The sequence below is a fragment of the Actinoplanes oblitus genome (genome assembly GCF_030252345.1).
Lineage (GTDB): Bacteria > Actinomycetota > Actinomycetes > Mycobacteriales > Micromonosporaceae > Actinoplanes > Actinoplanes oblitus.
This window is the reverse complement of record NZ_CP126980.1, coordinates 9,263,023-9,287,890: the sequence shown is the minus strand read 5'-3', so window position 1 is coordinate 9,287,890 and position 24,868 is coordinate 9,263,023. Positions and strand designations below refer to the sequence as shown.

The following is a 24,868-nucleotide window of genomic DNA, read 5'->3' as shown; positions in this document are numbered from 1 at the left end:
GGGATGGGGTCGTGTGTGCCAGCTCGGGTCGCGGGGCTGGTTGTGGTGGTGGTGTGCGGGGTCGGGATGGGGTTGTGAGTGCCAGCTCGGGTCGCGGGGCTGGTTGTGGTGGTGGTGTGCGGGGTCGGGATGGGGTTGTGAGTGCCAGCTCGGGTCGCGGGGCTGGTCGTGGTGGTGGTGTCCGGGGGCGGGATAGGGCCGTGAGTGCCAGCTCGGGTCTTGGAGGGCGGCCGCGAGCGGCGTTCAGAAGCCGAGCAAGGTCAGCAGCCGGGGGGTCCACGGTGACCGGGGGCGGACCGTGCCGTCGAGCGTGACCACCTCCGCGAGCCCGCGGACCGACGACGCCAGCCAGATCGCGTCGGCCTCGGCCAGTTCCGGCAGCGTGATCATGCGGGGTGCCGGGCGCAGGCCCACCGACGGCGCCAGCGACAGCAGGTGTGCCGCGGTGATGCCGGGCAGGATGCCGGCCCGCTCCCACGGGACCGTGCCCAGTTCCTCGCCGGCCAGCCAGACGATCGAGGCGGTCGGGGCCTCCAGGGCGTACCCCTCGATCGAGGTCCAGATGACGTCGTCCGCGCCCTGCCGCGCGGCCCAGCGGCGGGCCGCGAAGTTGCTCGCGTAGGACAGTGACTTGGCGGTGGCCAGCGACCACGGGGGCTGCCGGCCGGCGGACACGCCGAGGCCGGCGCTGAGCACCCGGATCCCGTCCCGGCGTTCGCGCAGCACCTGGTCCGGGATCGGGGAGACGCCGACGTGGAACAGGTTGCGGGTATAGATGATTCGCATCACACCGGTCTGCCCGGCCGGGGGTGTGACCGGTGGCGGTGGTGGCAGGCCGAGCAGGGCGGCCGACCGGGCCAGCCGGTCGAGGTGCTGGTCGAGCAGCCACGGCCCGGACTCTCGCAGGTGCAGCGTCTCGAACACCCCGTCGCCCATCAGATCGGCCGGGGACACCAGGATCCGCTCGTTCATCAACGTGAAAGTAGCGAACTATGCTCGGGGGGTGTCCGCCACTTCGCTTGCCGCCATGCTCCGCGAGCGCGGCCTGCGGCTCACCCCGCAGCGCCAGCTGATCCTGGAGGCGGTGCACGAGCTCGGCCACGCCACCCCCGAGACGGTGCACAACGCGGTTCGCGAGCGGGTGGCCGGCGTCAACATCACCACCGTGTACCGGACACTCGAGCTGCTCGAGGAGCTCGGCCTGGTCAACCACACCCATCTCTCGCACGGATCGCCGACCTACCATCCGGCCGGCGAGGACCAGCATGTGCACCTGGTCTGCCGCTCCTGCGGTTCGATCGAGGAGATGGACCCGGCGGTGCTGCTGCCGGTCTGCGACCGGCTGCGCGACGAGCGGGATTTCCGGGTCGACGTCGGGCACGTCTCGCTGTTCGGGGTCTGCGGCAAGTGCAAGGAGTCGGAGTGACCGTGATCATGGTCGAGGATCTCGACCCGAGTTCCGCCGACGCGGGCGTGCCCGCGCATTTCGGTGACCCGATGAAGGAGCAGCGGCTCCTGGAGACGGCGGCCGGCCTGGTCGACCGGTCGAACCGGGAGGTGCTCGCGGTCCCGGGCGAGGAGCGTGCCAGCTGGTTGCACACGCTGACCACCCAGCACCTCTCCGACCTCGCCGCCAACCAGGGCAGTGAGTTGCTGGTGCTGTCTCCGCACGGCCACGTCGAGCAGCACGCGTTCGTCACCGAGGACGGGACGACGGCCTGGCTGGACACCGAGCCTGGAGCCGGCGCGGGCCTGCTGAAGTACCTGGAGATGATGCGCTTCTTCACCCGGGTCGAGCCGCGCGACGCGACCTCGGAGATCGCCGTGCTGTCAGTGGTCGGCCCGGCAGCCGCGGACCTCTTCCCGGATCTCGCGGCACCCCGGATCGGCGCGGTGCCGGGTCCGAAGTTCGCCGCCGGGTCGGTGCCGCCCGAGGCCACGGCGATCTATTCGGTACGCCCGTTCGAGGGTGGCCTGGCGCGCCGCGTCCCGCTCGGCGTGGACCTGCTGGTGCCCCGGCACGCGAAGACGTCGGTGATCGAGAAACTCGGCGTGCCCCGGGCCGGGCTCTGGGCCTACGAGGCGATCCGGGTGGCCGCCCGGGTGCCGCGCCTGGGCTACGAGACGGATCACAAGACCATCCCCGCCGAGGCCGAGTTCATGGCCGCCGCGGTGCACCTGGACAAGGGCTGCTACCGCGGGCAGGAGACCGTCGCCCGGGTGCACCACCTGGGGCGGCCGCCGCGCCGGCTGGTGCTGCTGCACCTGGACGGCATCGCCACCGATCATCCGCCGGTGCGGGGCACGCCGGTCGAGCTGGACGGGCGGGCGGTCGGGTTCGTCGGGACGGCGGTGCGGCATCACGAGCTGGGAATGATCGCGCTCGCGGTGCTGAAGCGGAACGTGGCTGACGACGCCCGGCTGACGGTGGGGGAGTCGGCGGCGGCGATCGAGGCCTGAGCGCCGGCTTCCGCCGTACCGGAAACGGGTTTTTTCCGCGTCGGGAGTCGCGGCCCGGGGCGTGGCAGGATGCTGGCATGACCGGGACCTTGATCACCGTCGCCCCGACCGGCGCGGAGAGCAGCAAGGCGGACGTTCCGGCTCTGCCAGTGACCCTGGACGAGCTGGTCGTGACCGCGAAAGAGTGCGAGGCGCTGGGCGCTTCGATCATCCATGTGCACATCCGGGACGCGGATGCCCGGCCGACCCTGGATCAGGGGCGGCTGCGGGCCACCGTTGCCGCGTTGCGCGAGTCGACCGGGCTGATCGTTCAGCTCTCCTCGGGCGGCGCGGTGACCGACCCGGAGGCCGACCGGCTGGCCGTGCTCGACGCCGGCCCGGAGATGGCCTCCTGCACCATGGGCACCGTCAACTTCGGTGACGACGTGTTCCTGAACCGCTGGGACTTCATCGTCGACCTGCACACGCGGATGCAGGAGCGGGGCATCGTCCCGGAGTACGAGATCTTCGACCTGGGTCAGCTCACCACGCTGCAGCGGCTGCTCAGCAAGCACGGGCTGCCGTTCGGCGGGCACGTGCACCTGGACCTGGTGATGGGCGTGCCCGGCGGGATGCCCGGTACGGCGGCCGCACTGGTCGCCTGCGAGCAGGTGATCCGCGATCTGCCGGCCGGCACCACGTTCTCGGCGACCGGGATCGGGCGGGCCACCATCCCGGTGATGCTGGCGTCGCTGTCGACCGGTGGGCACCTGCGGGTCGGCATGGAGGACACCGTCACGTACGCGAAGGGTCGTCCCGTCGAGTCGAACATGCAGCTGGTGGCCCGCGCCGTCGGCTTCGCCCAGCTCGCCCAGCGACCCCCGCTGACCCCGGTGCGGGCGCGTGAGCTGCTGGGGGTGCCGGCCCGGTGACTGTCGTCGCGGAGGTGGTGCGCTCCGGTTTCGTGGAGAGCGTGCACCACGGCGTCGTCGCGTTCTCCGACCGGCCGGGCGTGGGCGACACCGTCAGCCCGATCTTCCCCCGGTCGTCGAACAAGCCGCTGCAGGCCGTCGGCATGCTGCGCAGTGGACTGGTCCCGCGCGAGGTCGCGGACCTCGCCATGGCCGGTGCCAGCCACGACGGTGAGCCGTTCCACGTGGATCGGGTGCGCGCCATGCTGGCCGCGGCCGGGCTCGGCCCGGAGGCGCTGCGCTGCCCGGCCGACCTGCCGCTGGGCGAGACGGCGCGGTACGCGTACCTGCGGGCCGGCGGCGAGCCGGAGCCGATCCTGATGAACTGCTCGGGCAAGCACGCCGCGATGCTGGCGACCTGTGTGGCGAACGGGTGGGACCTGGAGTCGTACCTCGATCCCAAGCATCCGCTGCAGGTGGCGCTCGCCGAAACGATCAGCGACCTGGCCGGCGAGCCGATCGCGGCGGCCGGGGTGGACGGCTGCGGCGCGCCGGTGCTGGCCATCTCGCCGGTCGCGCTGGCCCGGGCGTTCCTGCGGCTCGTCGAGGCGGCGCCGGGCACCCCGGAACGCCGGGTGGCGGACGCGATGCGGGCCCATCCCGAGCTGGTGGCGGGTCCCGCGTCGGAGGACACCATCCTGATGCGGGCGGTGCCGGGCCTGCTGGTGAAGCGGGGCGCGGACGGGGTGACGGCGGCGGCGCTGCCGGGCGCCGGCGGCGTCGCGGTGAAGATCTCCGACGGCGCGATCCGCGCCCGGGTGCCGGTGCTGCTGTCCGCCCTGCGGAAGCTGGGCGTCGAACCACCGGTGCTGGAGGAGCCGATCCTCGGCGGCGGACGCCAGGTCGGCGAGGTACGCGCGGTCTGGTGACGCGTTTCACGCTAGCTCTTGCAAGCGTTTTGCTTGCAAGAGCTAGCACCCCGCGCTAACTTCGAGACATGGCCACACCGAAGGATCTGCCGCAGGACATCGGGACGTTCATCCGCGACCTGAGGCAGACCGCGAAGATCTCGCTGCGGCAGCTCGCCGACAAGGCCGGGGTGAGCAACCCCTACCTGAGCCAGATCGAGCGTGGCCTCCGCAAGCCGAGCGCCGAGGTGCTGCAGCAGATCGCCAGCGCCTTGCGTGTGTCGACGCCCGCGATGTACCTGCGGGCCGGACTGCTCGACGGCGAGGGCCAGCAGGGTGTGCTGGCCGCCATCGCGGTCGACCCGGAACTCACGATCGCGCAGAAGCAGTCCCTGTCGCAGATCTACGAGACGTTCCGCAATGAGAACGCTCGGAACGCTGTTGTTGAGGAGCCCGCGCCCGCGGAAGAAAGCGGCGCGCCCCGGACCGCCCCGATCGCCGAGGAGACGAAATGACCGAGCAGACCAAGACCAAGATCCCGGCCCCCCTCTACGCCGCCGCCGGCGCCGGCGACCTCGCCTACCAGCAGCTGCGCAAGCTGCCGGCCGTGCTGACCGAGCTGAGCGACCGCGCTGTCGCCTCGCTGCGCACCGCCAACGTGCAGGCCGGCGAGCTGCAGAAGAAGGCCGCCGAGCGGGCCACCGAGCTGCAGAGCAAGGCGGCCACCGCGGACTTCGCCGCGATCCGCAGCAACGCGCAGACCGCCGCCACCGCGCTCGCCCAGGTCGCCCAGGAGCGCGCCGTCGCGGCGTACGTCGCCCTGGTCGCCCGCGGCGAGAAGGTCGTCGGCACCGGCATCGTCGAGTCCGCCGATGTGGTGAACGCGGACATCGAGACCACCGAGGCGCCGAAGGCCGTGGAGGCCGCGGAGGCGACGGTCGAGGAGGCCAAGGCGGTCGAGGCCACCCCGGCGCCGAAGCCGCGCAAGCGGGCCAAGGCCGTCCCGGCCCCGAAGCCGGCCGAGTAAGCGTCCCGACATGATCCGCGGGCCCCGGCGACGCCGGGGCCCGCGGCATAGACTCTCCGGCATGGCACTCTCCGCGCCGATCTTCGCCTTCCTCGTCCAGACCTACGTCCAGATCGCGATCCTGCTGATCGCCCTGATCCTGGAAACGGTCGCCTTCGTGCACTGCCTGACCCAGCGTGGCGCGGGCTTCCAGGCACTCGGCACCCTGCCCAAGGGCGCCTGGGCCGCGGTCCTCGGCGTGTGCATCGTGCTCACCTACCTGACCCACAGCACTCTCGGCCTGGGCATCTTCGGCCTGATCGGGATCGGTGCGGCACTGATCTACCTGCTCGACGTGCGGCCCGGCCTCAAGGACATCGCGGACGGCAAGGGCTTTTGGTGAGGGCTCGCTTCGGGCCGCCCCCGCCGGACGGCGGGCCGCGCCTGCAGCGCGTCGATCGGACCGGGCCGCGGTCCGGTCGCCCGACGCTGCCGGGTCCGGCGACCGAGCTGGTCACTCTCCCTTCCGGCGTACGCGTGGAGCAGCTGATCACCGGCGCCGGTGAGCCGATGACAGTGTTCGCCCACGGCCTGGCCGGGGACATCGCCGGTACCCGCCCGCTCGGCAGCGGGGTGGCCGGCCGCCGGGTGTTCTTCCAGTTCCGCGGCCACGGCCGCTCCGACGCGCCACCCGGCCCGTGGCACTTCGGCGACCTGGCGGGCGACCTGCGCGGCGTGGCCGACCTGGCCGGCGCGACCCGGGCCGTCGGGGTCAGCATGGGCGCCGGCGCGCTGTGCCGGCTGCTCACCGAGACCCCGGACCGCTTCGAACGAGTCGTGCTCTATCTGCCCGCCCCGCTGGACGGCCGTCGCCCGCCGGCCGCTGCCCAGCGCCTGGACCGGCTGCTCGCCTCGGTCGAGTCCGGCGAGGCCGCGATGATCGCCGACGCCGTCGAGGCGGAGTTGCCCCCCTCGGTGCGCAACACCCCGGCCGGTTGGAGCTACCTGCGCCAGCGGGTCGACCAGCTGCAGCGCGACGGCCTCGCCGCCGAACTGGGCAGCCTCTGGTCCAGCCCAGCGGTGCCCGACGAGTCGCTGCTCAAGGCGTTCCGCGGCCGCGCCCTGGTGCTCGGCTGCCAGGGCGACGAGATCCACCCGGCGGCGTGGGCCGAGCGGCTGGCCGATCTCCTCGGCGCCGAACTGGAGATCTACGACCGCCCGGCCGTGCTGTGGACCAACCGCAACGAACTCCGCGACCGGGTCTCCACCTTCCTGAACGGCTGAATCCACGCGGTCCCGCCGCTCGCACGGCCCCGCCCTCCCTGGGGGCAGGCCTCCGCTGAGCAGTGTGCCGGGAAAGCGGAGGGGTTGGCGGAGGGCGCTGTGGACAACGCGTGACTGTGGATATCGGGAGCGGCGGCTGCCAGGGGTTTCGGTCGCGCGCGTGGCCTCGCTTGATGGCTCGTCCCGGCCTGGCTGGCTGGCTGAGAGCCGATGGGCTGAGGGTTGGGCGGCAATTGACGGGCTGAGGTCGAGTGGACGGTCTGAGGGCCGAGTGGACCGGCTGAGGGCCGAGTGGACCGGCTGAGGGCTGATTCGCACGACGCGCTGATGGCTTGCACAGCCCGCCTCCCGGCTTGCACAGCCCCGCCTCCCGGCTTGCACAGCCCCGCGTCCCGGGTCCGAACTACCCCGCCTCCCGGATCCGAACCACCCCGCCTCCCGGCTCGAACCACCCCGCTGACGACGGGCCGCGAGCAGGCGCCGGACAGCGAGACCGGGAGCGACCGCTGGACGTGACCCCGCTGGGCCGGCGGCGGACGGGCGGGTGCTCATGGCGTACGCAAAGAAGGCCTTTATGTCCGAAAGCCGTAACTTTTTCCGCTGTGGTGCGGTGTTCTCGGCGTGCTGTTGTCTCCTAAATCCGTTTTTATCGGGGTTCTCGCGGTCGGCCTGCCCTTCGCCGTCGTGGTCGGCTGGGCGCTGGGCACCCCCAAGGCGCACAGCGTCGCGTCCGCGGAGATCGGCGGCACCGGCGGCAGCGACGCGCTCGGCGTGGCCCCGCCGCACACCAGGCAGTCCCCGGACGGCCACCCGGCCCGGCCCGCGGGCGGTGCGCCGTCCTCGATCGTGGTCGTCAGCAGCACCGTGATCACCCAGACGGTCACGGTGCCCGCCTCCGCGACGCCCTCGGCCGCCGCCGCGACCTCGTCGCCGCCGCCGATCCTGAGCACCCCGCCGGTGCCCACCCCGACCCAGATCACCGGCCCGCCGGAACCCACCCCGACCCCGTCGGACAGCGTCCCGCCGAGCACCGACACCACGTCGGCGTCGAGCGCACCCCCGGCCCCCTGATCGACGGGCACGACTAAGCTGCCGGAGCGTGACGGAAGATCCGAAGCGGCCGCTGAGCGCGGTTCGCCAGTTCGCCGCCGGGGTGGGCCTGCTCGGCCGCGGCCTCGGCCTGGTGCTGCGCAGCCCCCGACTGCTCGGCCTGGGCCTGCTCCCGGCGCTGCTCGCCGGCGTGCTCTACACGATCGGGCTGGTCGTCCTGATCCGCTTCCTGCCGAGCCTCGCCGAGCGGGTCACCTGGTTCGCCGACGACTGGTCCGGCTTCTGGCGTGACTTCGTCGAGGTGCTGGCCGGCGCCGGGCTGCTCGGGCTGACCCTGCTGCTGGGCATCCTCACCTTCACCGCCGTCACCCTGCTGATCGGCGACCCGTTCTACGAGAAGATCTCCGAGCTGGTCGAGGACCGCTTCGGCGGCGTCCCGGAGGCCGTCGAGGTCGGGTTCTGGAGCTCGTTGCGCCGCAGCCTGGCCGACTCGCTGCGGCTGATCGGCCTCAGCATCCTGGCCGGCGTGCCGCTCTTCCTGCTCGGCTTCGTCCCGGTCGTCGGCCAGACCGTCGTCCCGGTGCTGGCCGGCGCCGTCGGCGGCTGGCTGCTCGCCCTGGAGCTCACCGGCGTCCCGTTCCAGCGCCGTGGCCGGCGCCTCCGGCACCGCCGCGCGGTCCTGGCCGCCAACGTTCCGCTGACGCTGGGATTCGGTGGCGCGGTCTTCTGCGCGTTCCTGATCCCGCTCGGCGCGATCTTCCTGATGCCCGCCGCGATCGCCGGCGCCACGTTGCTGGCCCGCCGCGCCCTCGGCAAACCCATCGAAATCACCACGACAGCATCCCTTTGATCCGGCCGCGTCCGACCTGCCCGGGGTGCTGAGGATCAACTTCAAGATCTTCATTTACGCGCGTCCGCTCGGGTACGGATCGCATGCTCCCGCGCGGGCCGGGGCCGGCGATCTGGCCGCTGCGCGTCCAGAACGATCACCGGCCCCTGCACGGTCCGCGGGTGGTCACCGAAACCCAAGTTCACACCCGTCAGTCGTGGGCTGGCAGGCACTCGTTTCAGCCGGTTAACCCGCGGCCGGAATGGCTCTGCCCGCGGGTCGAGATCGCTGCGACGGCTCGGGGCGTCGACGGATCAGCTCGGTTGACGGGGTGCCTGCCGCGTTGGCGGCAACACTGATCGAGCGGGTGGGTTAGGCGGGGCGATCCGGGCGTACCGGAAGGGGTGCGAAGCGGGCCGTGAGGGTGAAGCGGACCTCGGGGAGAGCGACCGCGGCCGGAGTGCGGCGCCGCGAGCGAGCGGGGTCAGGCGGAGTCGCGGACGATCAGCTCGGTGGGGAGGACCACCGACTCCGGGATCTCGTCGCCGGTGATCAGGAGCAGCATCTGGCGGGCCAGGGTGCGGCCCATCTCGCCGATCGGCTGGCGGACCGTGGTCAGCGGCGGGTCGCTGTAACGGCTGATCTCGAAGTCGTCGAAGCCGATGACCGCGACGTCGGCGGGGACCTCCCGGCCGGCCTCGCGCAGGGCCATCAGCGCGCCGTGGGCCATCAGGTCGGAGGCGACGAAGACCGCGTCCAGGGACGGGTCCCGTGCCAGCAGGGCGCGCATGCCGGTGATGCCCGACTCGCGGGTGAAGTCGCCGGTGACGACCAGCTCGGGGAGGCCGGCGGCGCGCAGGGTGGCGGTGTAGCCGGCGAGGCGCTCGATGCCGGCGACCATGTCCTGCGGGCCGGCGATGGTGGCGATCCGGCGGCGGCCGGTGGCGATCAGGTGGCGGACCGCGGCCGCGACACCGCCGGCGTGGTCGACGTCGACGTAGGGGACCGGGGGCTCGGCGGTCATCGGGCGGCCGCTGCAGATCACCGGGATGCCGCGGCGGGCCAGGGTGCCGGGCAGCGGGTCGGCGCCGTGGATCGAGGCGAACACGACGCCGTCGACGTGGCCGGCGACCGCGTAGCGCTCCACCCGGTGGTGGCCGGCCTCCGAGCCGGTCATCATCAGGACCAGCTGCTTGTCGGCCGCCTCCAGCTCCATGCCGACGCCGCGGATGATGGCCGGGAAGAACAGGTCGTCGGAGAAGACCCGGTTCGCCGTCTCCGGCAGGATCAGCGCGACCGAGTCGGTCCGCTGGGTGACCAGGCTGCGGGCGGCCTGATTGGGCACGTAACCCAGCTCGTCGACGGCCCGGTTGACCGCCTCCCGGATGGTGGCGGCCACCGTCGTGGAACCGTTGACGACGCGGGAGACGGTTGCCCGGGACACCCCGGCGCGCCGGGCCACCGCTTCCAGGGTGGGCCGCTCCCGCGTCGTCACAAATCGCTCCTTACGAAAGCCCGTTGCGCTTGATCACCTCGCGGTACCACTTCGCGCTGTTCTTGAGCACCCGCTGCTGCGTCGTGTAGTCGACGTGCACGATACCGAAACGCTTCGCGTAGCCCTCGGCCCATTCGAAGTTGTCCATCAGTGACCAGAGGAAGTATCCCCGCAGATCGACTCCGGCGGCCAGCGCGTCGTGGCAGGCCCGCAGGTGGCCGTCCACGTAGTCGATCCGGCGGGTGTCGGCCACCTCGCCGGTCGGGCCCGGGCCGTCCGGGAACGCCGCGCCGTTCTCGGTGATCATCAGCGGGGTGCCCGGGTAGTCGCGGTGGATGCGGGTGAGCAGCCGGGTGAGGCTGGCCGGCTCGATCGGCCAGTTCATGTCGGTGACCGGGCCGACCGGCGGGCGGAACGCGATGCCCTCGCTGCCCGGGTAGGACAGGTCGCCGGGCGCGCCGGGCTTCGCCGAGACGTACGCCGGGTTGTAGAAGTTGATGCCCAGCACGTCGATCGGCTGGTTGATGATTGCCAGGTCGCCGTCCTTGAGGTAGGACAGGTCGGTCAGCCGGGCGATGTGCTCGAGGACGTCGGCCGGGTACTCGCCGCGCAGCAGCGGGTCGAAGAAGATCCGGTTGGCCAGCCCGTCGATCAGCCGGGCGGCGTCCCGGTCGGCCGGGCTGTCCGGGTCCACCGGGTAGACCTCGCACGGGTTCAGCGTGATGCTGACCCGCTGCGCGCCGGCCGCCCGCAGCGCCTGCACCGCCAGGCCGTGGCCGAGGTTCAGGTGGTGCACGGCGGCCAGGGCCTTCGCCGGGTCCTGCACGCCGGGGGCGTGGATGCCGGAGCCGTAACCGAGGTAGGCCGAGCACCACGGCTCGTTCAGGGTGGTCCAGGTGCCCACCCGGTCACCCAGCTTGCGGTAGACGATCTCGGCGTACTCGCCGAACGCCTCGGCGGTCTCCCGGCTGGCCCAGCCGCCCCGGTCCTCGAGCGTCTGCGGGAGGTCCCAGTGGTAGAGGGTGACGACCGGGTCGATGCCCTTGCCGAGCAGCTCGTCGGTGAGCCGGTCGTAGAAGTCGAGGCCCTTGAGGTTGACCGGGCCGGTGCCGTCCGGGCGGACGCGCGGCCAGGCGACCGAGAATCGGTACGACGCCAGGCCGAGGTCGGCCATCAGCGCCACGTCCTCGACGTACCGGTGGTAGTGGTCGCACGCGATGTCACCGGTGTGGCCGGCGTACACCTTCCCGGGCGTACGGCTGAAGGTGTCCCAGATGGACGGGCCGCGACCGTCCTCCCGAGCCGCCCCCTCGATCTGGTACGAGGCCGTGGCCGCGCCCCAGACGAAGCCGTCGGGGAAGGTGATCCCCGCGCGCGCCGGCTGCGCCGACGTGGACGTGACGGTTGCCGTCATGTCTTCACCGCTTCCTTGATCCGTGAACTTAACCGGTTCACTATACCGATTGGCTCCGCTTCGCTCCGTGGCGATTTGCCTTGTGGCCGATGGGCGGACAGGCGATCTCTCGGTCCCCGCGAAAACCACGGGCGTCGAGAAATCGCCTGCCCGCCCATCGGCGGCACATCGCGGAGGTGTGGAGTTACGAGCGGGTGTTAACCGGTTCGTAGAGCCTGGATCAGGCGTGGATCGCCGCTGATCGCCAACTGGTCCGGGCGTTTCCGTCCCATCAGGGCCAACTGCAGGTCACTCGCCGTGCCCATCGCCTTGGCGCGGGCATGGTGATCGTCGGTGTCCAGGATCGTGCCGGTGTCCAGCAGCGCGATCCCCGCGCCGCGGAGCCGGACGAACCACTCGGTCTCGGCGTCGGTCCCGACCAGGTGCACCACGCCGTGCAGGTCGGTCGGCCCCAGCCGCTTGCCGGCCGGCAGCCAGGTGTCCAGGATCTCGGCCACCCCGTCGGTGGCCAGCTTGGTCTCGATCGGGGTGGGCCGGCCGGCCGCCGCCTCGGCGTCCCACCGGTGCACCGAGATCTCGTGCGCGATCCGCCGGTCCCAGAACACCGCGCGTTTCGGTTGCGGCGCCCAGTTCCACGCCGGGAAGTCCGGATCGAGCGCCTCCAGGGTCTCGATGGTGCCGGTCAGCTCGCGCCGCAGCTGATCGAGCGCCTCGTCCCAGTCTGGCCGGGCGTCGTCGCCGGGCGCCACGTCGGGGACGGCTGTCACCCCGCGGGCCACCGTGGCGCGCACCCAGCGCAGCGTGCCGGTGACGTGGTGGGCCAGGTCGGCGGTGGTCCAGTCGGGGATGCCCGGCACCGGGACGGCTGGGCCGGTCTCGGCGACGGCGTCCCACAGGGCCGGGCCGTCGGCGCGCAGCGCCGCCAGCCAGAAGTCCTTCGTCGCGTGCAACCTGTTCATCGCAGTCGTCTCCCGCTCGGCCGGACCGCCGGTGAATCACTCTGCCCGATGAGCTTAGGGTGAACGTCGTGACTGACACATCCCCGATCGCGGACCGAATGCTGGCGGCGTACACGACGCTACGCCTCGGCGGGCCGGCCGGCACGGTGACCACCGCTGCCGACACCGGCGAGGCGGTCGCCGCGGTGCGGCGAGCCACCGCGCAGGGGCGCCCGCTGCTGGTCCTGGCCGGCGGCAGCAACGTGGTGATCGGTGATGCCGGCTTCGCCGGCGAGGTCCTGCTGCTGCGCAACGGCGGGATCGAGGTGGTCGCCGAGGAGGCCGGCGAGGTGCTGGTCAGGGTCGCCTCCGGCGAGCCCTGGGACCAGTTCGTCGGGTACGCCGTGGAGCGCGGCTGGTCCGGCGTCGAGTGCCTGTCCGGTATCCCGGGAGCGGCCGGCGCCACCCCGATCCAGAACGTCGGCGCCTACGGCCAGGAGGTCGCGCACACCATCGAGGCGGTGCACGCGTACGACCGGATCGAGGACGAGCAACTCGTGATGACCCCGCACGAGTGCCGGTTCGGGTATCGCTCGAGCGTGTTCAAGCACAACGACCGCTACCTGGTCACCGCCGTCGACTTCCGGCTGGCCGTGGACGGGTTGTCGGCCCCGATCCGGTACGCCGAGCTGGCCCGCCAGCTGGGCGTCGAGACCGGTGACCGGGTGCCCGTCGAGCAGGCCCGGCAGACGGTGCTCAAGCTGCGCGCCGGCAAGGGCATGGTGCTCGACCCGGAGGACCGGGACACCTGGTCGGTCGGCTCGTTCTTCACCAACCCGGTGGTCTCGGCGGCCTTCTTCGCCGAGCTGACAGCGGCCCGCGGCGAGCTGCCGCACTGGCCGGGCACGGACGGGACGGTGAAGATCCCGGCGGCCTGGCTGATCGAGCACGCCGGCTTCCCGAAAGGCTTCGCCGGCGACGGGGTGGCCATCTCCGGCAAGCACACGCTGGCGCTGACCAACCGCGGCACCGGCGACACCGCCGCGCTGCTGGACCTGGCCCGGACCATCCGGGACGGGGTGCGTGACCGGTTCGGCGTCGAGCTGCATCCGGAGCCGGTGCTGATCGGCTGCGCGCTCTGACCGGCGAACCGGTTCAGCGCCAGCCGAACACCTGGGTGTAGTACGGCGTGCCGTCGGCGGCGTAGACGATGGCCGCGCCGATCGACTTCGCCCCGCAGTTGAGGATGTTGGCCCGGTGCCCGGGGCTGGCCATCCAGGCGGCCATCACCTCGCCCGCGGTCGGGTATCCCCAGGCGATGTTCTCCCCGGCCGGTGCCCGGTAACCGGCCCGCTGGGCGCGCATCGCGAACGTCGAGCCGTCCCGCCAGACATGGCTGAACAGCCGGGTCCGGGCCATGTAGTAGGACTGTGCCACCGACGCCAGGATCAGCTCGTGGTCGACCCCGAGGCGGGGACAGCCGTTCCGTGCCCGCTCCCGGTTGGTCAGCCGGATGACCTGATGCATCAGCGTGCGGGCGCGGGCCTTCTCCGGATCCGGGGTGGCCGCGCCGGCGGGTGCCGCGGCGATGTTCGGGGTGATCCGCCCGGCCGGGGTGCCCGGTGCCGTCGCCGGACCGGGTGACGTGGCCGGCGGCGCCGGATGGGTACGGATCACCGCCGGGGCGGGCCGGCCGGGGATCACCGGTCCCTGGGCGTGCACCGCGTGCGGGAGTGCGAACAGCGCGGCGGGCAGGGCGAGCAGCGCGGGCGCGGCCGCGAGCACGGACGCACGGCGTACCACCTTGTCGAACACGGGTTTCCTCTCGGATCCGGGTGGACGCGATTCGTCCACCAGGGATATCGGACCCCTTACTTCGCGCCGTGTCACATCTTTCCCGGAACGGCGGAAATGCCGTACCGGAAATGACAAGCTGAAGGGATGGCGGCCCGGCGGCGGCCTGCGGATCTTGCCCGCTGATCCTTGTGGACCCGCCGGTGTGCCGGGCCTTTGCCCGCTAAACTGTCACTGTCCGTAAATAGGCGATGACATCACGCTATGGTGTTTTTGCGCCGTTGAATTTCTCCCGTCCGCGGTCGCGTGGGCGGTGCCAGGCAAGACATCGACTTCCCGGCGCGTCGTCGCGCGTGGGGATCGACCGTGCCCGAAATCGGGTGCGAGCACGGGTTGGGGGCAGGGTGAGCACACGATGAGTCGCCTACTCGTGGTCGAGGACGACCCGGACATCGCACTCGCTCTGCGGCTGCTGTTCAGCCGGGCCGGGTACGAGGTCGCGCATGCCGCGGACGGCCGTTCCGGCCTCAAGGAGGCGTACGCCGAGCATCCCGACCTGGTGGTGCTCGACGTCGGCCTGCCGGAGATGGACGGCTGGCAGGTGCTGGAACGGCTCCGGGACGTCTCCGACGTGCCGGTGCTGGTGCTCACCGCGCACGGCCAGGAGGCCGAGAAGGTCCGCGGCCTGCGCGGCGGCGCCGACGACTACCTGACCAAACCGTTCGCCAACAACGAGCTGCTGGCCCGGGTGGAGGCACTGCTGCGCCGGTCGTCCAGCGGCCAGAACAGCTGGGCCAGCCAGATCTACGACGACGGACTGGTGCACCTGGACCCGACGAAGCGTCGCGTCTATGTCAAGGGCGAGGAGAAGCGGCTCACGCCGACCGAATTCCGCCTGCTCAACGCGCTGGTGCGGCATGCCGGCGCGGTGCTCTCGCCGAACCAGCTGCTGACCCAGGCCTGGGACGACCCGACAGGCATCGGTCAGGAACGGGTCAAGTTCGCGGTGCTGCGGCTGCGGCGCAAGCTCGGCTGGTCCGATCCGGACGAGTCGCCCATCGAGTCGGTCCGCGGCTTCGGCTACCGCTACCGGCGCCCGGGCGGAGAGGCCTAGCCCGTGTTTCGGAACCCGACCGGCGCCGCGGCCTGGCCCAGGGTGTGGGTGGCGGCGTCCGCGAGCCGCCCACCTGCGACACCGGTGTGCGGACGTCTCGCGACCGATGCCGGCCACACCCTGGACCTCGCCCCGCACTCGGCCGGATTCCGCAACACCGGCTAACCCGCGCACCACGGGACCGGGTCGGAAAAAGGGTTCATCCCGGCGTACCGGGCGAGTCTTTCTCAGTTGGCGCGCGGAGGGGTCGATGAGGGCTGTGAAGCCGAGCAGGAGGATTTGACGTGGAAGACCTTGGCGAGATCGTCGGCGAATTCCTCATGGAGTCCCACGAGAACCTGGACCAGATCGACCGGGACCTCGTGAGCCTCGAGCAGGAGCCGGGCTCACGCGACCTGATCTCGCGTATCTTCCGGGCGATTCACACGATCAAGGGCACCAGCGGGTTCCTGGCCTTCTCCCGGCTGGAGAAGCTGGCCCACGCCGGTGAGTCGCTGCTGTCCCGGTTGCGGGACGGCGTCCAGCCGGTCACCCCGGAGACCATCACCGTTCTGTTGCTCTGCATCGACGGCGTCCGCTCGCTGCTCTCCTCGATCGAGGAGAAGGGCACCGAGGACGAGGTCGACATCGAGAGCATGATCGTCCGGATCAAGGCGCAGATGGACGCGCCGGCCGACGGCGCCGCCGCGCCCGCTCCGGCCGCCGCCCCGGCGGCCGAGGCACCGGCCGCCGAGGCCGAGGCGCCGGTCTCCGTCGAGGAGGCGCCGGCCGCCACCCGACCGGCCCCGGAGCCGGTCGCCGAGCAGCGGCAGCCGCTCGGCCAGATCCTGGTCGAGGCCGGCGCGGCACAGCCCGGCGACGTCACCTCGGCGCTGCAGCAGCAGATCGAGGGCGACGAGCGCAAGCTCGGCACGATCCTGCTCGAGGAGGGCAAGACGCAGCCGGCCGCGGTCAACGAGGCGCTGCAGTCGCAGGCCCCGAAGCGGAGCATCGCGGACAGCGCCATCCGGGTCGACGTCGACCTGCTGGACACCCTGATGAACATGGTCGGTGAGCTGGTCCTGGCCCGTAACCAGCTGGTCCGCGGCGTGATGGAGATCGGTGACTCCGGTCTGGTGCGCAGCGCCCAGCGGCTCGGCATGATCACCAGTGAGCTGCAAGAGGGCATCATGAAGACCCGGATGCAGCCCATCGAGCACATCTGGTCCAAGCTGCCCCGAGTCATCCGGGACCTGAGCAACTCGCTCGGCAAGCAGGTCCAGCTGGTGATGGAGGGCAAGGAGACCGAGCTCGACCGGAGCCTGCTGGAGGCGGTCAAGGACCCGCTGACCCACCTGGTGCGCAACGCTGTCGACCACGGCATCGAGGACCCGGAGCGCCGGATCGCCGCGGGCAAGAACCCGGAGGGCACCCTGACGCTGCGCGCGTACCACGAGGGTGGGCACGTCGCGGTCGAGGTGGCCGACGACGGCGCCGGCCTGAACGTGGAGCGGATCGCGCAGAAGGCCGTGGAGAACGGGCTGCTCCGGCCGGAGCAGGTGCCGAACATGGACAAGCGCGACATCATGGCGATGGTCTTCCAGCCCGGCTTCTCCACCGCCGCCAAGGTCACCAACGTCTCCGGCCGCGGCGTCGGCATGGACGTGGTGAAGACCAACATCGAGAACATCGGTGGCGCGGTGAGCGTCGACTCGACGCCCGGCGAGGGCACTGTCTGGCGCCTCACCATCCCGCTGACCCTGGCCATCATCCAGGCGCTCACCGTCGACTGCGGCGACCAGCGGTACGTGGTCCCCCAGGTCGCGGTGCTCGAGCTGGTCTTCGTGGACGGGCAGACCACCAAGGTCGAGTACGCCTCGGGCGCGCCGGTCTACCGGCTGCGCGGCAAGCTGCTCCCGCTGGTCCGCCTGGACCGCGCGCTCGGCCTGGAGGTCGGCGGCGACCAGGGCGTCTACATCATGGTGCTGCAGGCCGACGGCCGGCGGTTCGGCCTGGTCGTGGACCGGGTGCTGAACACCGAGGAGGTCGTGGTCAAGGCCCTGAACACCAGGTTCAAGGACATCGGCCTGTACGCCGGCGCGACCATCCTGGGCGACGGCAAGGTGGGCCTGATCCTGGACGTCTCCTCGCTGGCCCGCCGCTCGCACCTGGCCGTCGACTCGGAACGCGAGAACGTCGCGGAGAAGCGCGGCGCCGGCACCGGCAGCACCGAACGCCTGCTGGTCACCGCCGTCGGCGAGCGCCGGGTGGCGATCCCGCTGGACACCGTGACCCGGCTCGAGGAGTTCCCGCGGGACCGGATCGAGCACGCCGGCTCCCGCGAGGTGGTCCAGTACCGCGGGCAGATCCTCCCGCTGGTGCGCTTGTCGCACCTGCTCGGGGCGTACGGCGAGGAGCTGGAGGGCGACACCGTGTCGGTGGTCGTCTACAGCGAGGGCGGACGGAGCGTGGCGCTGGTGGTCGACCGGATCGTGGACATCGCCGAGAACTCGACGACGGCCCGCCGGGACGCCGAGGAGGACGGCCTGGTCGGCACCGCGGTGATCCAGCAACGGGTCACCGAGCTGCTCGACGTGCGCCGGGCCATCCTGGCGGCCGACCCGAACTTCTACACCGACGCGTCCGACGAGATGTTGGTGGAGGCCTGACATGGCGAGTCGCCAGTTCGCCACCTTCGAGGTGGACGGCCAGCTCTTCGGGGTGGAGGTGCACACGGTGCAGGAGGTGCTCTCGTACAACGAGTACACCCCGGTGCCGCTCGCGCCGCCGGCCGTCGGTGGCCTGTTCAACCTGCGCGGCCAGGTGATCGCGGCGGTCGACCTGCGGGTCCAGCTGGGGCTGGCCCGGCAGGCGCTGCAGGGTCCGGTGATGAACGTGATCCTGCGCGGCGACGGGGAACCGGTGTCCCTGCTGGTGGACAAGATCGGAGAGGTGGTCGATCTGGACGACGAGACCTTCGAGCCACCGCCGGACACGCTCAGCGGGCCGACCCGGGAGCTGGTGGTCGGCACGTTCAAGCTGGACGGGCGCCTGATGCTGGCTCTCGACGTCAATCAGGCGGTCGACACGTACCGCGCCACGAACTGATGTACAGCCTGGTCAGTGCCCCCGTCCTGGGCTTCGACCTGACCCGCCTGCAGGGCGGGTCGGCGGCGGCCGACGTCCTGCTGCGCGGGCTGCGCCTGCAGCGCGCCGATCTGCCCGTGCTCGCCGAGCGGCTCCCGGACGAGGGTGTCCGGGGCCCGCTCTGGGTGGAGGTGGAGAGCGCCGCGCGCCGGATGCCCAACCTCAAGGGCATGTCGAAGGACGACCCGGCGGGCAATCTGGCCCTTGTCGAGCGCGCGCCGATCGGCTCGGTCGACGCGCTGCTCACCTGCCTGCGCTACGACGTGATGTCGTGGACCTGGGAGGGCACCGGCCGCGAGGCGCGGCAGACCGAGGAGGCGGCCTCCGCCACCGCGCTGCTCTGCGACGCGGCGGTCGGCTGCTACCTGCGTGAGGTGCTGGACGACGACAGCCGCCGGCGCCTCGGCGCCGGCTGGGTGTCGGCGATGAAGAAGTTGCCAGCGGGTGCCCCGATCGATCTGGGCCCGCACCACTACACCGTCTCCGCCCTGCTCGACCGGCTGCGCACGCTGCGTCCGGAGGATCGGGAGCGGGTTTCGACGGCAGCCGACGACGCCCGGCGCAACACCGCCGGATGGTCGCCCGCCGTGCACTCGGCGTCCTGGGCGGCGTACCTGTCGGACCGGGTCCGCACCGCCGCCGCAGCGCAGATGCTGCTGGTGCAGGCGGTGGACACGGCCGGGATTCCGCTGGCCGATCGGGCCGGTGGGGTCTGGAACATGCTCAGCGGCGCCGTTCAGGCGCTGGTCGTCCGCGATCTGCTGGACACCGCGACGGCGCACCGGTTGCTCGCACCGGTCGTGGCGGCGCTCGGTCCGGCCTGGCTCGGTTGAAGGGAGTGGTCGAATGATCTCGGTTCTCGTCGTCGACGATTCCGTGGTGGTCCGTCGGCTGATCGTCGACGCTCTCGGGGAGGCGCCGGGCATCCAGGTGGTCGGCACCGCGGCGAACGGCCTGCTGGCGCAGGCCAAGATCGACCAGCTCAAGCCCGACGTGATCACCATGGACATCGAGATGCCGGAGATGGACGGTATCGAAGCCGTTCGTGAGCTGCGGAAACGGCACGCCCAGCTGCCGGTGATCATGTTCAGCACGCTGTCCGCCGCGGGTGCCACGGCGACCCTCGAGGCGCTCTCCGCGGGTGCCACCGACTACGTCACCAAGCCGAGCAACGTCGGGTCGGTGAAGGAGTCGATAGCGGCGGTGCGGGAGCAGCTCGTACCGAAGATCCAGGCGCTCGGCGGTCGCCGCCGCCCGCCACCGGGCGCGCCGCCCCGGGGTCCCGCTCCGGCGGCCGGTCTGCGGCCCGGCGCGGGTCCGGTGCCGGGACGCCCCGGACTGCCGCCGGCCGGCCTCGCCCGCCCGGCCACCGCCGGCCCGGTCCCGGCCCGCCCCCCGGTGCCGGCCCGCCGCGGTCCGCAGGGCCGGATCGACATCCTGGCGATCGGCTCGTCCACCGGCGGCCCGGACGCGCTCACCAAGGTGCTGCTCGGTCTCCCGGGCGACCTGCCGGTGCCGGTGGTGATCACCCAGCACATGCCCCCGGTCTTCACCAAGATGTTCGCCGAGCGGCTGGACCGCAGCATCCCGCTGAAGGTGGTGGAGGCCGGTGACGGGATGGAGCTCGCCGCCGGCACGGTCTACATCGCCCCTGGTGACCGGCATCTGGTCTTCAACCGGCGCGGTACCTCGACGCTGACCCAGCTCAGCAACGCACCGCAAGAGAACTCCTGCCGCCCCGCCGTGGACGTGATGTTCCGGTCGGTGGCGGCGCTGTACGGCAGCACCGCTTTCGCCGCGGTGCTCACTGGAATGGGACAAGACGGACGGGGTGGTGCGAAAGTGCTACGCGACGCGGGCTGCGAGATCCTGGCGCAGGACGAGGCGAGTTCGGTGGTCTGGGGCATGCCCGGCGCCGTGGTCGGCGCGGGTCTGGCGGACGAGGTGCTGCCGCTGGACCGGATCGCCGGTGCGCTGTTGAACCGGGTACGGATGGGCCGGTCCGCGGCGGTGGTCCGATGACCCTGTCCCAGGCGGAGTTCACGTTCGTCGCCAACCTGGTGCGGCGAGAGGCGTCCATCGTGCTGGCGCCCGGCAAGGAATACCTGGTCGAGGCCCGGTTGATCCCGGTGGCACGCGCGGTCGGGGCGCCGAACGTCAACGACTTCATCGCGGATCTGCAGAAGCGCCCGAACCCGCAGCACCAGCGGAAGATCATCGACGCGCTCACCACCAACGAGACCTCGTTCTTCCGGGACCGGGAGCCGTTCTCGGCGCTCACCGACGTGGTGCTGCCGGAGCTAATCAAGTCCCGGGCCAGCGCCCGCAAGCTGCGCTTCTGGTCGGCGGCCAGCTCCAGCGGCCAGGAGGCGTACAGTCTGGCGATCACGCTGCAGGAGGCGCTGCCGGCCGGTTGGTCGTACGAGATCCAGGGCACCGACATCTCCACCGCGATGGTCGAGCGGGCGCAGAAGGCCGAGTACAGCCAGGTCGAGGTGAACCGCGGTCTGCCGGCCACCCAGCTGGTGCAGTACTTCGAGCGGGCCGGTGCGCACTGGCGGGTCATCCCGGCACTGCGCAAGAGCGTCTCGTTCAAGCACATGAGCCTGACCGCGCCGTTCCCGCCGATGCAGCCGTTCGACGTGATCTTCCTGCGCAATGTCCTGATCTATTTCGACGTCGCCACCAAGCGGCAGGTGCTGCAGAACGCCGCGAAGATCCTGCGGCCGGACGGCTGGCTCTTCCTCGGCGCGGCCGAGACCACGATCGGGATCGACGACAACTACGAGCGGGTGGCCGCGGGCCGCACGTCCGCCTACCGAGTCCGTAACGCGGTGCCCGCGGGCGCCGGAAGGAGGGGATGACGCCGATGCGCGCCATGGTGATCGACGATTCGCGCGCGATGCGCATGATCCTCAAGCGCATCGTCACGAAGCTCAACTTCGAGGCGGTGGAGGCCGGTGACGGCAAGGAGGCGCTCGACCTGCTCGCTGACATGACCGAGGTGCCCGCGCTGGCCCTCATCGACTGGAACATGCCCAACATGAACGGGCTCGAGTTCGTCATGAAGGTCCGGGCGGAACCCCGGCTGCGGGAGATGACCCTGGTGATGGTCACTACCGAGAGCGAACAGAGCCAGATCGTCCGGGCGCTCGCCGCGGGCGCTCACGAATATGTGATCAAGCCCTTCACCGAGGGCGCCATGATCGAAAAACTGGCCCTGCTGGGCCTCGTGCCGACCGGAGCGAACTCATGAGTGTCGAAGTCGAGGTGGACGAGAACGACCTCGCTGAGATGGTGGAGCAGGTTTGGGAGGCGTACCTCGACCCGGAGGGTGTCAGCCCCCTGATGCAGACGTACGACGAGAATCAGCCCTCCGAGGTGCATTCGTCAGTGTCGATCACCGGGTCGTGGAGCGGGCACGTCGTGTACGCGTCCTCCCGGGCCGCCGCCAAGCGCGCCGCGGCCGCCTTCCTGGCCATGGAGCTGGAGGAGGTCAGCGAGGAGGACATCTCCGACACCCTGGGCGAACTGGCGAACATCGTGGGCGGCAACGTCAAGGCGATGCTTCCGGCGGGAGCGCAGTTGTCGCTCCCGCAAGTGGTGCTCGCGCCGGAGAGCTCGGCGCGTTATCCGAACACCGAACGCATCAGCGGCGTCTATGGACTCTGGGAAGGCGAGCCGGTGTCCATTTCGATGTGGCAGAGCAGCACCGACACGAAGGAGGAGGGTGCATGAAGATCCTCATCGCCGATGACAGCCGGGTGATGCGGCAGATCGTTGTCCGTACCCTGCGGCAGGCCGGGTTCGGCGACCATGACCTGGTCGAGGCGGCCGATGGCCAGGAGGCCTTCGACAAGACCACGGCGGAGAAGCCGGATCTGGTCATCTCTGACTGGAATATGCCCGGTATGACCGGTATCGAGGTGCTACGGCAGCTCCGGGCGGCCGGTAACAACGTCAAATTCGGTTTCGTCACCTCGGAGTGCACGCCCGAGATGAAGACGGCCGCCGAAGCCTCCGGCTCGGCGTTCTTCATCGTCAAGCCCTTCACCGCTGAGCGATTCGACGAAGTTTTCGCTCCTATTTTGGGATGATTGCGACATGTCTGACGTCTCGGTTCTTCCTGGCTCTTTAGCCGTACGCAACCTGTTCGAGGACCTCCTCGGCCGTGAGGTGACCGTCAGCCCCGGTGACCCGCTCAGCGCGGAGGAGATCCGGACCGCCACGGTCGCGATCTTCACCGACGCCGGTCAGAAGATCTATGCGGCCATGGGCATGCAGCTGAGCCTGGCGGCGAACGCCGGTGCCGCGCTCGGCCTGCTGCCGGCCGGTGCGGCGGAGGACAGCATCGACGAGAAGCAGCTCTTCCCGAACCTGGCGGAGAACGTCTTCGAGCTGTGCAACATCTTCACCAGCCTGCTCAACAAGGAGGGCGCGCCGCACGTCAAGCTCTACCAGGTGATCTACCCGGGCATGGAACTGCCGGGCGACGCCCGCGCGGTGCTGCTCGCCCTCGGCCGCCGGCTGGACCTGATGGTCGAGGTCAACCGGTACGGCAAGGGCAAGCTCAGCCTGTCGCTGGCGCCCTGAGGGTTGGCGTTCGGGCGCGAAAAAATCGAAGATTGTTCCTTGCGGGCCCGCCGGTATCGGCGGGCCCGCAAATTTGTGGCTAAGCAATGTCGCGCCCGGGCCGAAGCTTAGATTGAGCTTGCCAAGGGACAGGAGAAGTCAATGACGACCTCTGGAATCGGCGGTTCCGGCGCCTCGTCGGACGCCGCGCAGGCAGCCGCCGCGGCCCAGAAGGCCGAAGCCACGAAACAGGCATCCAGCAAGAAGGATCTTGGCGACAAGGACACCTTCATGAAGCTGCTGGTCGCCCAGCTGAAGTACCAGGACCCGTCGAATCCCGCTGATTCGACCCAGTTCCTGGCGCAGACCGCGCAGTTCACGCAGGTCGAGAAGCTGGAAGACATGATCAGCATGATGAAGGGCCAGCGCATGATGAACGCCAGCGCGCTGGTCGGCAAGACCGTCACGTACATGGACCCGACCGGTCAGTACCAGACCGGAGTGGTGTCCGCGGCGAAGCTCAACGGAGACAGCGAACCGACGCTCAAGGTCGGGAACACGGATGTAGAGCTGTCCAAGGTCACGGAGATTCAGCAGACCGCCTAGTTCCGTAATCCCTCTCTTTCCGCTCCTGACAAGCGAAGGAAAAGCCTTACATGCTGCGTTCTCTTTACTCCGGTATCAGTGGCCTGCACGCGCACCAGCAGATGATGGACGTCACCGGTAACAACATCGCGAACGTCAACACGGTGGGTTACAAGGCGTCCCAGGTTCAGTTCCAGGACACGCTCAGCCAGATGACCGGCGCGGCCGGCTCGCCGCAGGGCGGCATGGGTGGCACCAACCCGGCCCAGGTCGGCCTCGGTGTCCGGGTCTCCGGCGTCTCGGCCAACTTCAGCCAGGGCTCCGCGCAGACCACCGGCAAGTCCGGCGACATGATGATCCAGGGTGACGGCTTCTTCATCACCCGCAGCGGCAACGAGCAGCTCTACACCCGGGCCGGCTCGTTCTCGTTCGACGCCAACGGCATGCTGGTCACCTCGACGGGTGAGCCGGTGCAGGGCTGGACGGCGGTGGACGGCGTGGTCAACGCGGGCGGTCAGCCCGGCGACATCAAGATGCCGATCGGCGCCACCATCCCGCCCGCGGCGACCAAGAACATCACCGTCAAGGGCAACCTGACCAGCGACCTCCCCGAGGACCCGCTGGCCACCACGCACACCGTCACCATCCCGATCAAGGTCTTCGACGACAAGGGCGCCGCCAGCACCGTCACCGCCGAGTTCTCCCGCACGGTGCGGCCGGCGGCCGCGACGACGTGGGACATCAAGCTCAAGGACCCGACGGGCGCCTACATCCCGGGCGCCACCGGGAAACTCGATCTGAGCAGCGGCAAGACGATCATCACCAACACCCCGGTTCCCGGTGACGGCAAGCTCAACGCCGACGGGAAGATGACGATCGGCAACTACGACCTGCAGATGGCCGACCTCACCATGTACTCGGGGCAGGACGACGCCCGCGTCTTCAACGTCGACGGCCAGACGGCCGGCGCGCTCACCTCGCTGGCGTACACCGTGTCGGACACCGGTGAGATCGTCGGCGTCTACAGCAACGGCCTGAAGCAGACGCTCGGGCAGGTCGCCATGGCCACCTTCAAGAACGTCAACGGCCTGGAGAAGGTCGGCAACTCCCTGTACCGCAGCACCGTCAACTCCGGGTACGCCCAGGTCGGGCAGCCCGGTCAGGCGGGCATGGGACAGGTGATCAGTGGTGCCCTGGAGATGTCGAACGTCGACCTCGCCCAGGAGTTCACCAACCTCGTCGTCGCCCAGCGCGGCTTCCAGGCGAACTCCAAGATCATCACGACCTCCGACGAGCTCCTCCAAGAGCTCGTCAGCATGAAGCGTTAGTAGCAGCAGTCTCTCGGCCGGCGGCCGGGGTGGGCTTCGGCCCGCCCCGGCCGCCGTCGCTTAGGCACGGCCTGA

Annotated in this window: 27 protein-coding genes and 1 pseudogene; 23 read left to right on the top strand and 5 right to left on the bottom strand. The window is 70.7% G+C overall.

The window, feature by feature from the left end; all coding sequences use genetic code 11:
• Nucleotides 1–243 precede the first annotated feature (243 nt).
• Entirely contained in the window at nucleotides 244–972 is a 729-nt protein-coding gene (locus tag Actob_RS41445) for an aminotransferase class IV (RefSeq protein ID WP_284917423.1), read from the bottom strand.
• Nucleotides 973–1,003: 31 nt separating this feature from the next.
• Here Actob_RS41445 and Actob_RS41440 point away from each other — a divergent pair, with 31 nt between their 5' ends.
• From Actob_RS41440 to Actob_RS41395, 10 genes and pseudogenes are all read left to right on the top strand, one after another.
• Nucleotides 1,004–1,426 carry a Fur family transcriptional regulator gene (locus Actob_RS41440; protein WP_284917422.1) on the top strand — a complete coding sequence of 141 codons (423 nt, stop codon included), beginning with the start codon at nucleotides 1,004–1,006 and terminating at the stop codon, nucleotides 1,424–1,426.
• 8 nt (nucleotides 1,427–1,434) lie between these two features.
• On the top strand, nucleotides 1,435–2,460 hold the full coding sequence (ygfZ, locus tag Actob_RS41435; RefSeq protein WP_284922505.1) for a CAF17-like 4Fe-4S cluster assembly/insertion protein YgfZ: 1,026 nt from the start codon (nucleotides 1,435–1,437) through the stop codon (nucleotides 2,458–2,460).
• A 77-nt stretch (nucleotides 2,461–2,537) separates the two neighbouring features.
• The gene (locus Actob_RS41430) at nucleotides 2,538–3,371 is read left to right on the top strand and encodes a BKACE family enzyme (protein WP_284917421.1); all 834 of its coding nucleotides are present in this window, start codon (nucleotides 2,538–2,540) and stop codon (nucleotides 3,369–3,371) included.
• Nucleotides 3,368–4,279: an asparaginase gene (locus Actob_RS41425; RefSeq protein WP_284917420.1), complete on the top strand. Its 912-nt coding sequence runs from the start codon at nucleotides 3,368–3,370 to the stop codon at nucleotides 4,277–4,279. The genes Actob_RS41430 and Actob_RS41425 overlap by 4 nt, the downstream gene beginning before the upstream one ends.
• A 68-nt stretch (nucleotides 4,280–4,347) precedes the next feature.
• Nucleotides 4,348–4,699, top strand: a pseudogene (locus Actob_RS41420) (helix-turn-helix domain-containing protein); the annotation flags it as partial.
• 70 nt (nucleotides 4,700–4,769) lie between these two features.
• The gene (locus Actob_RS41415) at nucleotides 4,770–5,285 is read left to right on the top strand and encodes a hypothetical protein (protein WP_284917418.1); all 516 of its coding nucleotides are present in this window, start codon (nucleotides 4,770–4,772) and stop codon (nucleotides 5,283–5,285) included.
• A 61-nt stretch (nucleotides 5,286–5,346) separates the two neighbouring features.
• Nucleotides 5,347–5,667, top strand: coding sequence for a DUF2516 family protein (locus Actob_RS41410; protein ID WP_284917417.1), 321 nt, complete (start codon nucleotides 5,347–5,349; stop codon nucleotides 5,665–5,667).
• On the top strand, nucleotides 5,664–6,548 hold the full coding sequence (locus Actob_RS41405; RefSeq protein WP_284917416.1) for an alpha/beta fold hydrolase: 885 nt from the start codon (nucleotides 5,664–5,666) through the stop codon (nucleotides 6,546–6,548). The genes Actob_RS41410 and Actob_RS41405 overlap by 4 nt, the downstream gene beginning before the upstream one ends.
• Nucleotides 6,549–7,169: 621 nt before the next feature.
• Complete coding sequence (locus tag Actob_RS41400; RefSeq protein WP_284917415.1) at nucleotides 7,170–7,619, top strand: hypothetical protein; 450 nt, start codon at nucleotides 7,170–7,172, stop codon at nucleotides 7,617–7,619.
• A 28-nt stretch (nucleotides 7,620–7,647) separates the two neighbouring features.
• On the top strand, nucleotides 7,648–8,448 hold the full coding sequence (locus tag Actob_RS41395; protein WP_284917414.1) for an EI24 domain-containing protein: 801 nt from the start codon (nucleotides 7,648–7,650) through the stop codon (nucleotides 8,446–8,448).
• Between the two features lie 463 nt (nucleotides 8,449–8,911).
• Here the strand turns inward: Actob_RS41395 and Actob_RS41390 are convergent, their stop codons facing one another.
• From Actob_RS41390 to Actob_RS41380, 3 genes are all read right to left on the bottom strand, one after another.
• Complete coding sequence (locus Actob_RS41390; RefSeq protein ID WP_284917413.1) at nucleotides 8,912–9,922, bottom strand: LacI family DNA-binding transcriptional regulator; 1,011 nt, start codon at nucleotides 9,920–9,922, stop codon at nucleotides 8,912–8,914.
• Nucleotides 9,923–9,932: 10 nt separating this feature from the next.
• Nucleotides 9,933–11,336 carry a GH1 family beta-glucosidase gene (locus Actob_RS41385; protein ID WP_284917412.1) on the bottom strand — a complete coding sequence of 468 codons (1,404 nt, stop codon included), beginning with the start codon at nucleotides 11,334–11,336 and terminating at the stop codon, nucleotides 9,933–9,935.
• A 197-nt stretch (nucleotides 11,337–11,533) separates the two neighbouring features.
• Entirely contained in the window at nucleotides 11,534–12,295 is a 762-nt protein-coding gene (locus Actob_RS41380) for a maleylpyruvate isomerase family mycothiol-dependent enzyme (protein WP_284917411.1), read from the bottom strand.
• Nucleotides 12,296–12,393: 98 nt separating this feature from the next.
• Between Actob_RS41380 and Actob_RS41375 the strand changes: the two genes are divergently transcribed.
• Nucleotides 12,394–13,416 carry a UDP-N-acetylmuramate dehydrogenase gene (locus Actob_RS41375; RefSeq protein ID WP_284922504.1) on the top strand — a complete coding sequence of 341 codons (1,023 nt, stop codon included), beginning with the start codon at nucleotides 12,394–12,396 and terminating at the stop codon, nucleotides 13,414–13,416.
• Between the two features lie 13 nt (nucleotides 13,417–13,429).
• On the opposite strand, the gene Actob_RS41370 is transcribed toward Actob_RS41375, so the two are convergent.
• On the bottom strand, nucleotides 13,430–14,089 hold the full coding sequence (locus tag Actob_RS41370; protein ID WP_284917410.1) for a CAP domain-containing protein: 660 nt from the start codon (nucleotides 14,087–14,089) through the stop codon (nucleotides 13,430–13,432).
• A gap of 394 nt (nucleotides 14,090–14,483) precedes the next feature.
• Between Actob_RS41370 and Actob_RS41365 the strand changes: the two genes are divergently transcribed.
• The 12 genes from Actob_RS41365 (at nucleotide 14,484) to flgF (ending at nucleotide 24,793) form a co-directional block, all read left to right on the top strand.
• Nucleotides 14,484–15,182 (top strand): response regulator transcription factor, encoded by a 699-nt coding sequence (locus Actob_RS41365; protein ID WP_185038054.1) that lies wholly within the window; start codon nucleotides 14,484–14,486, stop codon nucleotides 15,180–15,182.
• A 284-nt stretch (nucleotides 15,183–15,466) separates the two neighbouring features.
• Entirely contained in the window at nucleotides 15,467–17,830 is a 2,364-nt protein-coding gene (locus Actob_RS41360) for a chemotaxis protein CheA (RefSeq protein ID WP_284917409.1), read from the top strand.
• A gap of 1 nt (nucleotide 17,831) precedes the next feature.
• Complete coding sequence (locus Actob_RS41355) at nucleotides 17,832–18,269, top strand: chemotaxis protein CheW (RefSeq protein WP_093619555.1); 438 nt, start codon at nucleotides 17,832–17,834, stop codon at nucleotides 18,267–18,269.
• Nucleotides 18,269–19,141 carry a hypothetical protein gene (locus Actob_RS41350; protein WP_284917408.1) on the top strand — a complete coding sequence of 291 codons (873 nt, stop codon included), beginning with the start codon at nucleotides 18,269–18,271 and terminating at the stop codon, nucleotides 19,139–19,141. The genes Actob_RS41355 and Actob_RS41350 overlap by 1 nt, the downstream gene beginning before the upstream one ends.
• Nucleotides 19,142–19,154: 13 nt before the next feature.
• Nucleotides 19,155–20,330, top strand: a complete 1,176-nt coding sequence (locus Actob_RS41345; RefSeq protein ID WP_284917407.1) for a protein-glutamate methylesterase/protein-glutamine glutaminase — start codon at nucleotides 19,155–19,157, stop codon at nucleotides 20,328–20,330.
• On the top strand, nucleotides 20,327–21,172 hold the full coding sequence (locus Actob_RS41340; RefSeq protein WP_284917406.1) for a CheR family methyltransferase: 846 nt from the start codon (nucleotides 20,327–20,329) through the stop codon (nucleotides 21,170–21,172). The genes Actob_RS41345 and Actob_RS41340 overlap by 4 nt, the downstream gene beginning before the upstream one ends.
• A complete protein-coding gene (locus Actob_RS41335; RefSeq protein WP_284917405.1) occupies nucleotides 21,169–21,564 on the top strand; it encodes a response regulator in 396 nt (131 codons plus the stop codon). The genes Actob_RS41340 and Actob_RS41335 overlap by 4 nt, the downstream gene beginning before the upstream one ends.
• Complete coding sequence (locus Actob_RS41330) at nucleotides 21,561–22,046, top strand: chemotaxis protein CheX (protein ID WP_284917404.1); 486 nt, start codon at nucleotides 21,561–21,563, stop codon at nucleotides 22,044–22,046. Before Actob_RS41335 ends, Actob_RS41330 begins: the two co-directional genes overlap by 4 nt.
• Nucleotides 22,043–22,405 (top strand): response regulator, encoded by a 363-nt coding sequence (locus Actob_RS41325; protein WP_203743354.1) that lies wholly within the window; start codon nucleotides 22,043–22,045, stop codon nucleotides 22,403–22,405. The genes Actob_RS41330 and Actob_RS41325 overlap by 4 nt, the downstream gene beginning before the upstream one ends.
• Nucleotides 22,406–22,412: 7 nt before the next feature.
• Nucleotides 22,413–22,901, top strand: a complete 489-nt coding sequence (locus tag Actob_RS41320; RefSeq protein WP_284917403.1) for a hypothetical protein — start codon at nucleotides 22,413–22,415, stop codon at nucleotides 22,899–22,901.
• 141 nt (nucleotides 22,902–23,042) lie between these two features.
• A complete protein-coding gene (locus tag Actob_RS41315; RefSeq protein WP_284917402.1) occupies nucleotides 23,043–23,486 on the top strand; it encodes a flagellar hook assembly protein FlgD in 444 nt (147 codons plus the stop codon).
• 50 nt (nucleotides 23,487–23,536) lie between these two features.
• Entirely contained in the window at nucleotides 23,537–24,793 is a 1,257-nt protein-coding gene (gene flgF, locus Actob_RS41310; protein ID WP_284917401.1) for a flagellar basal-body rod protein FlgF, read from the top strand.
• Nucleotides 24,794–24,868: the final 75 nt, after the last annotated feature.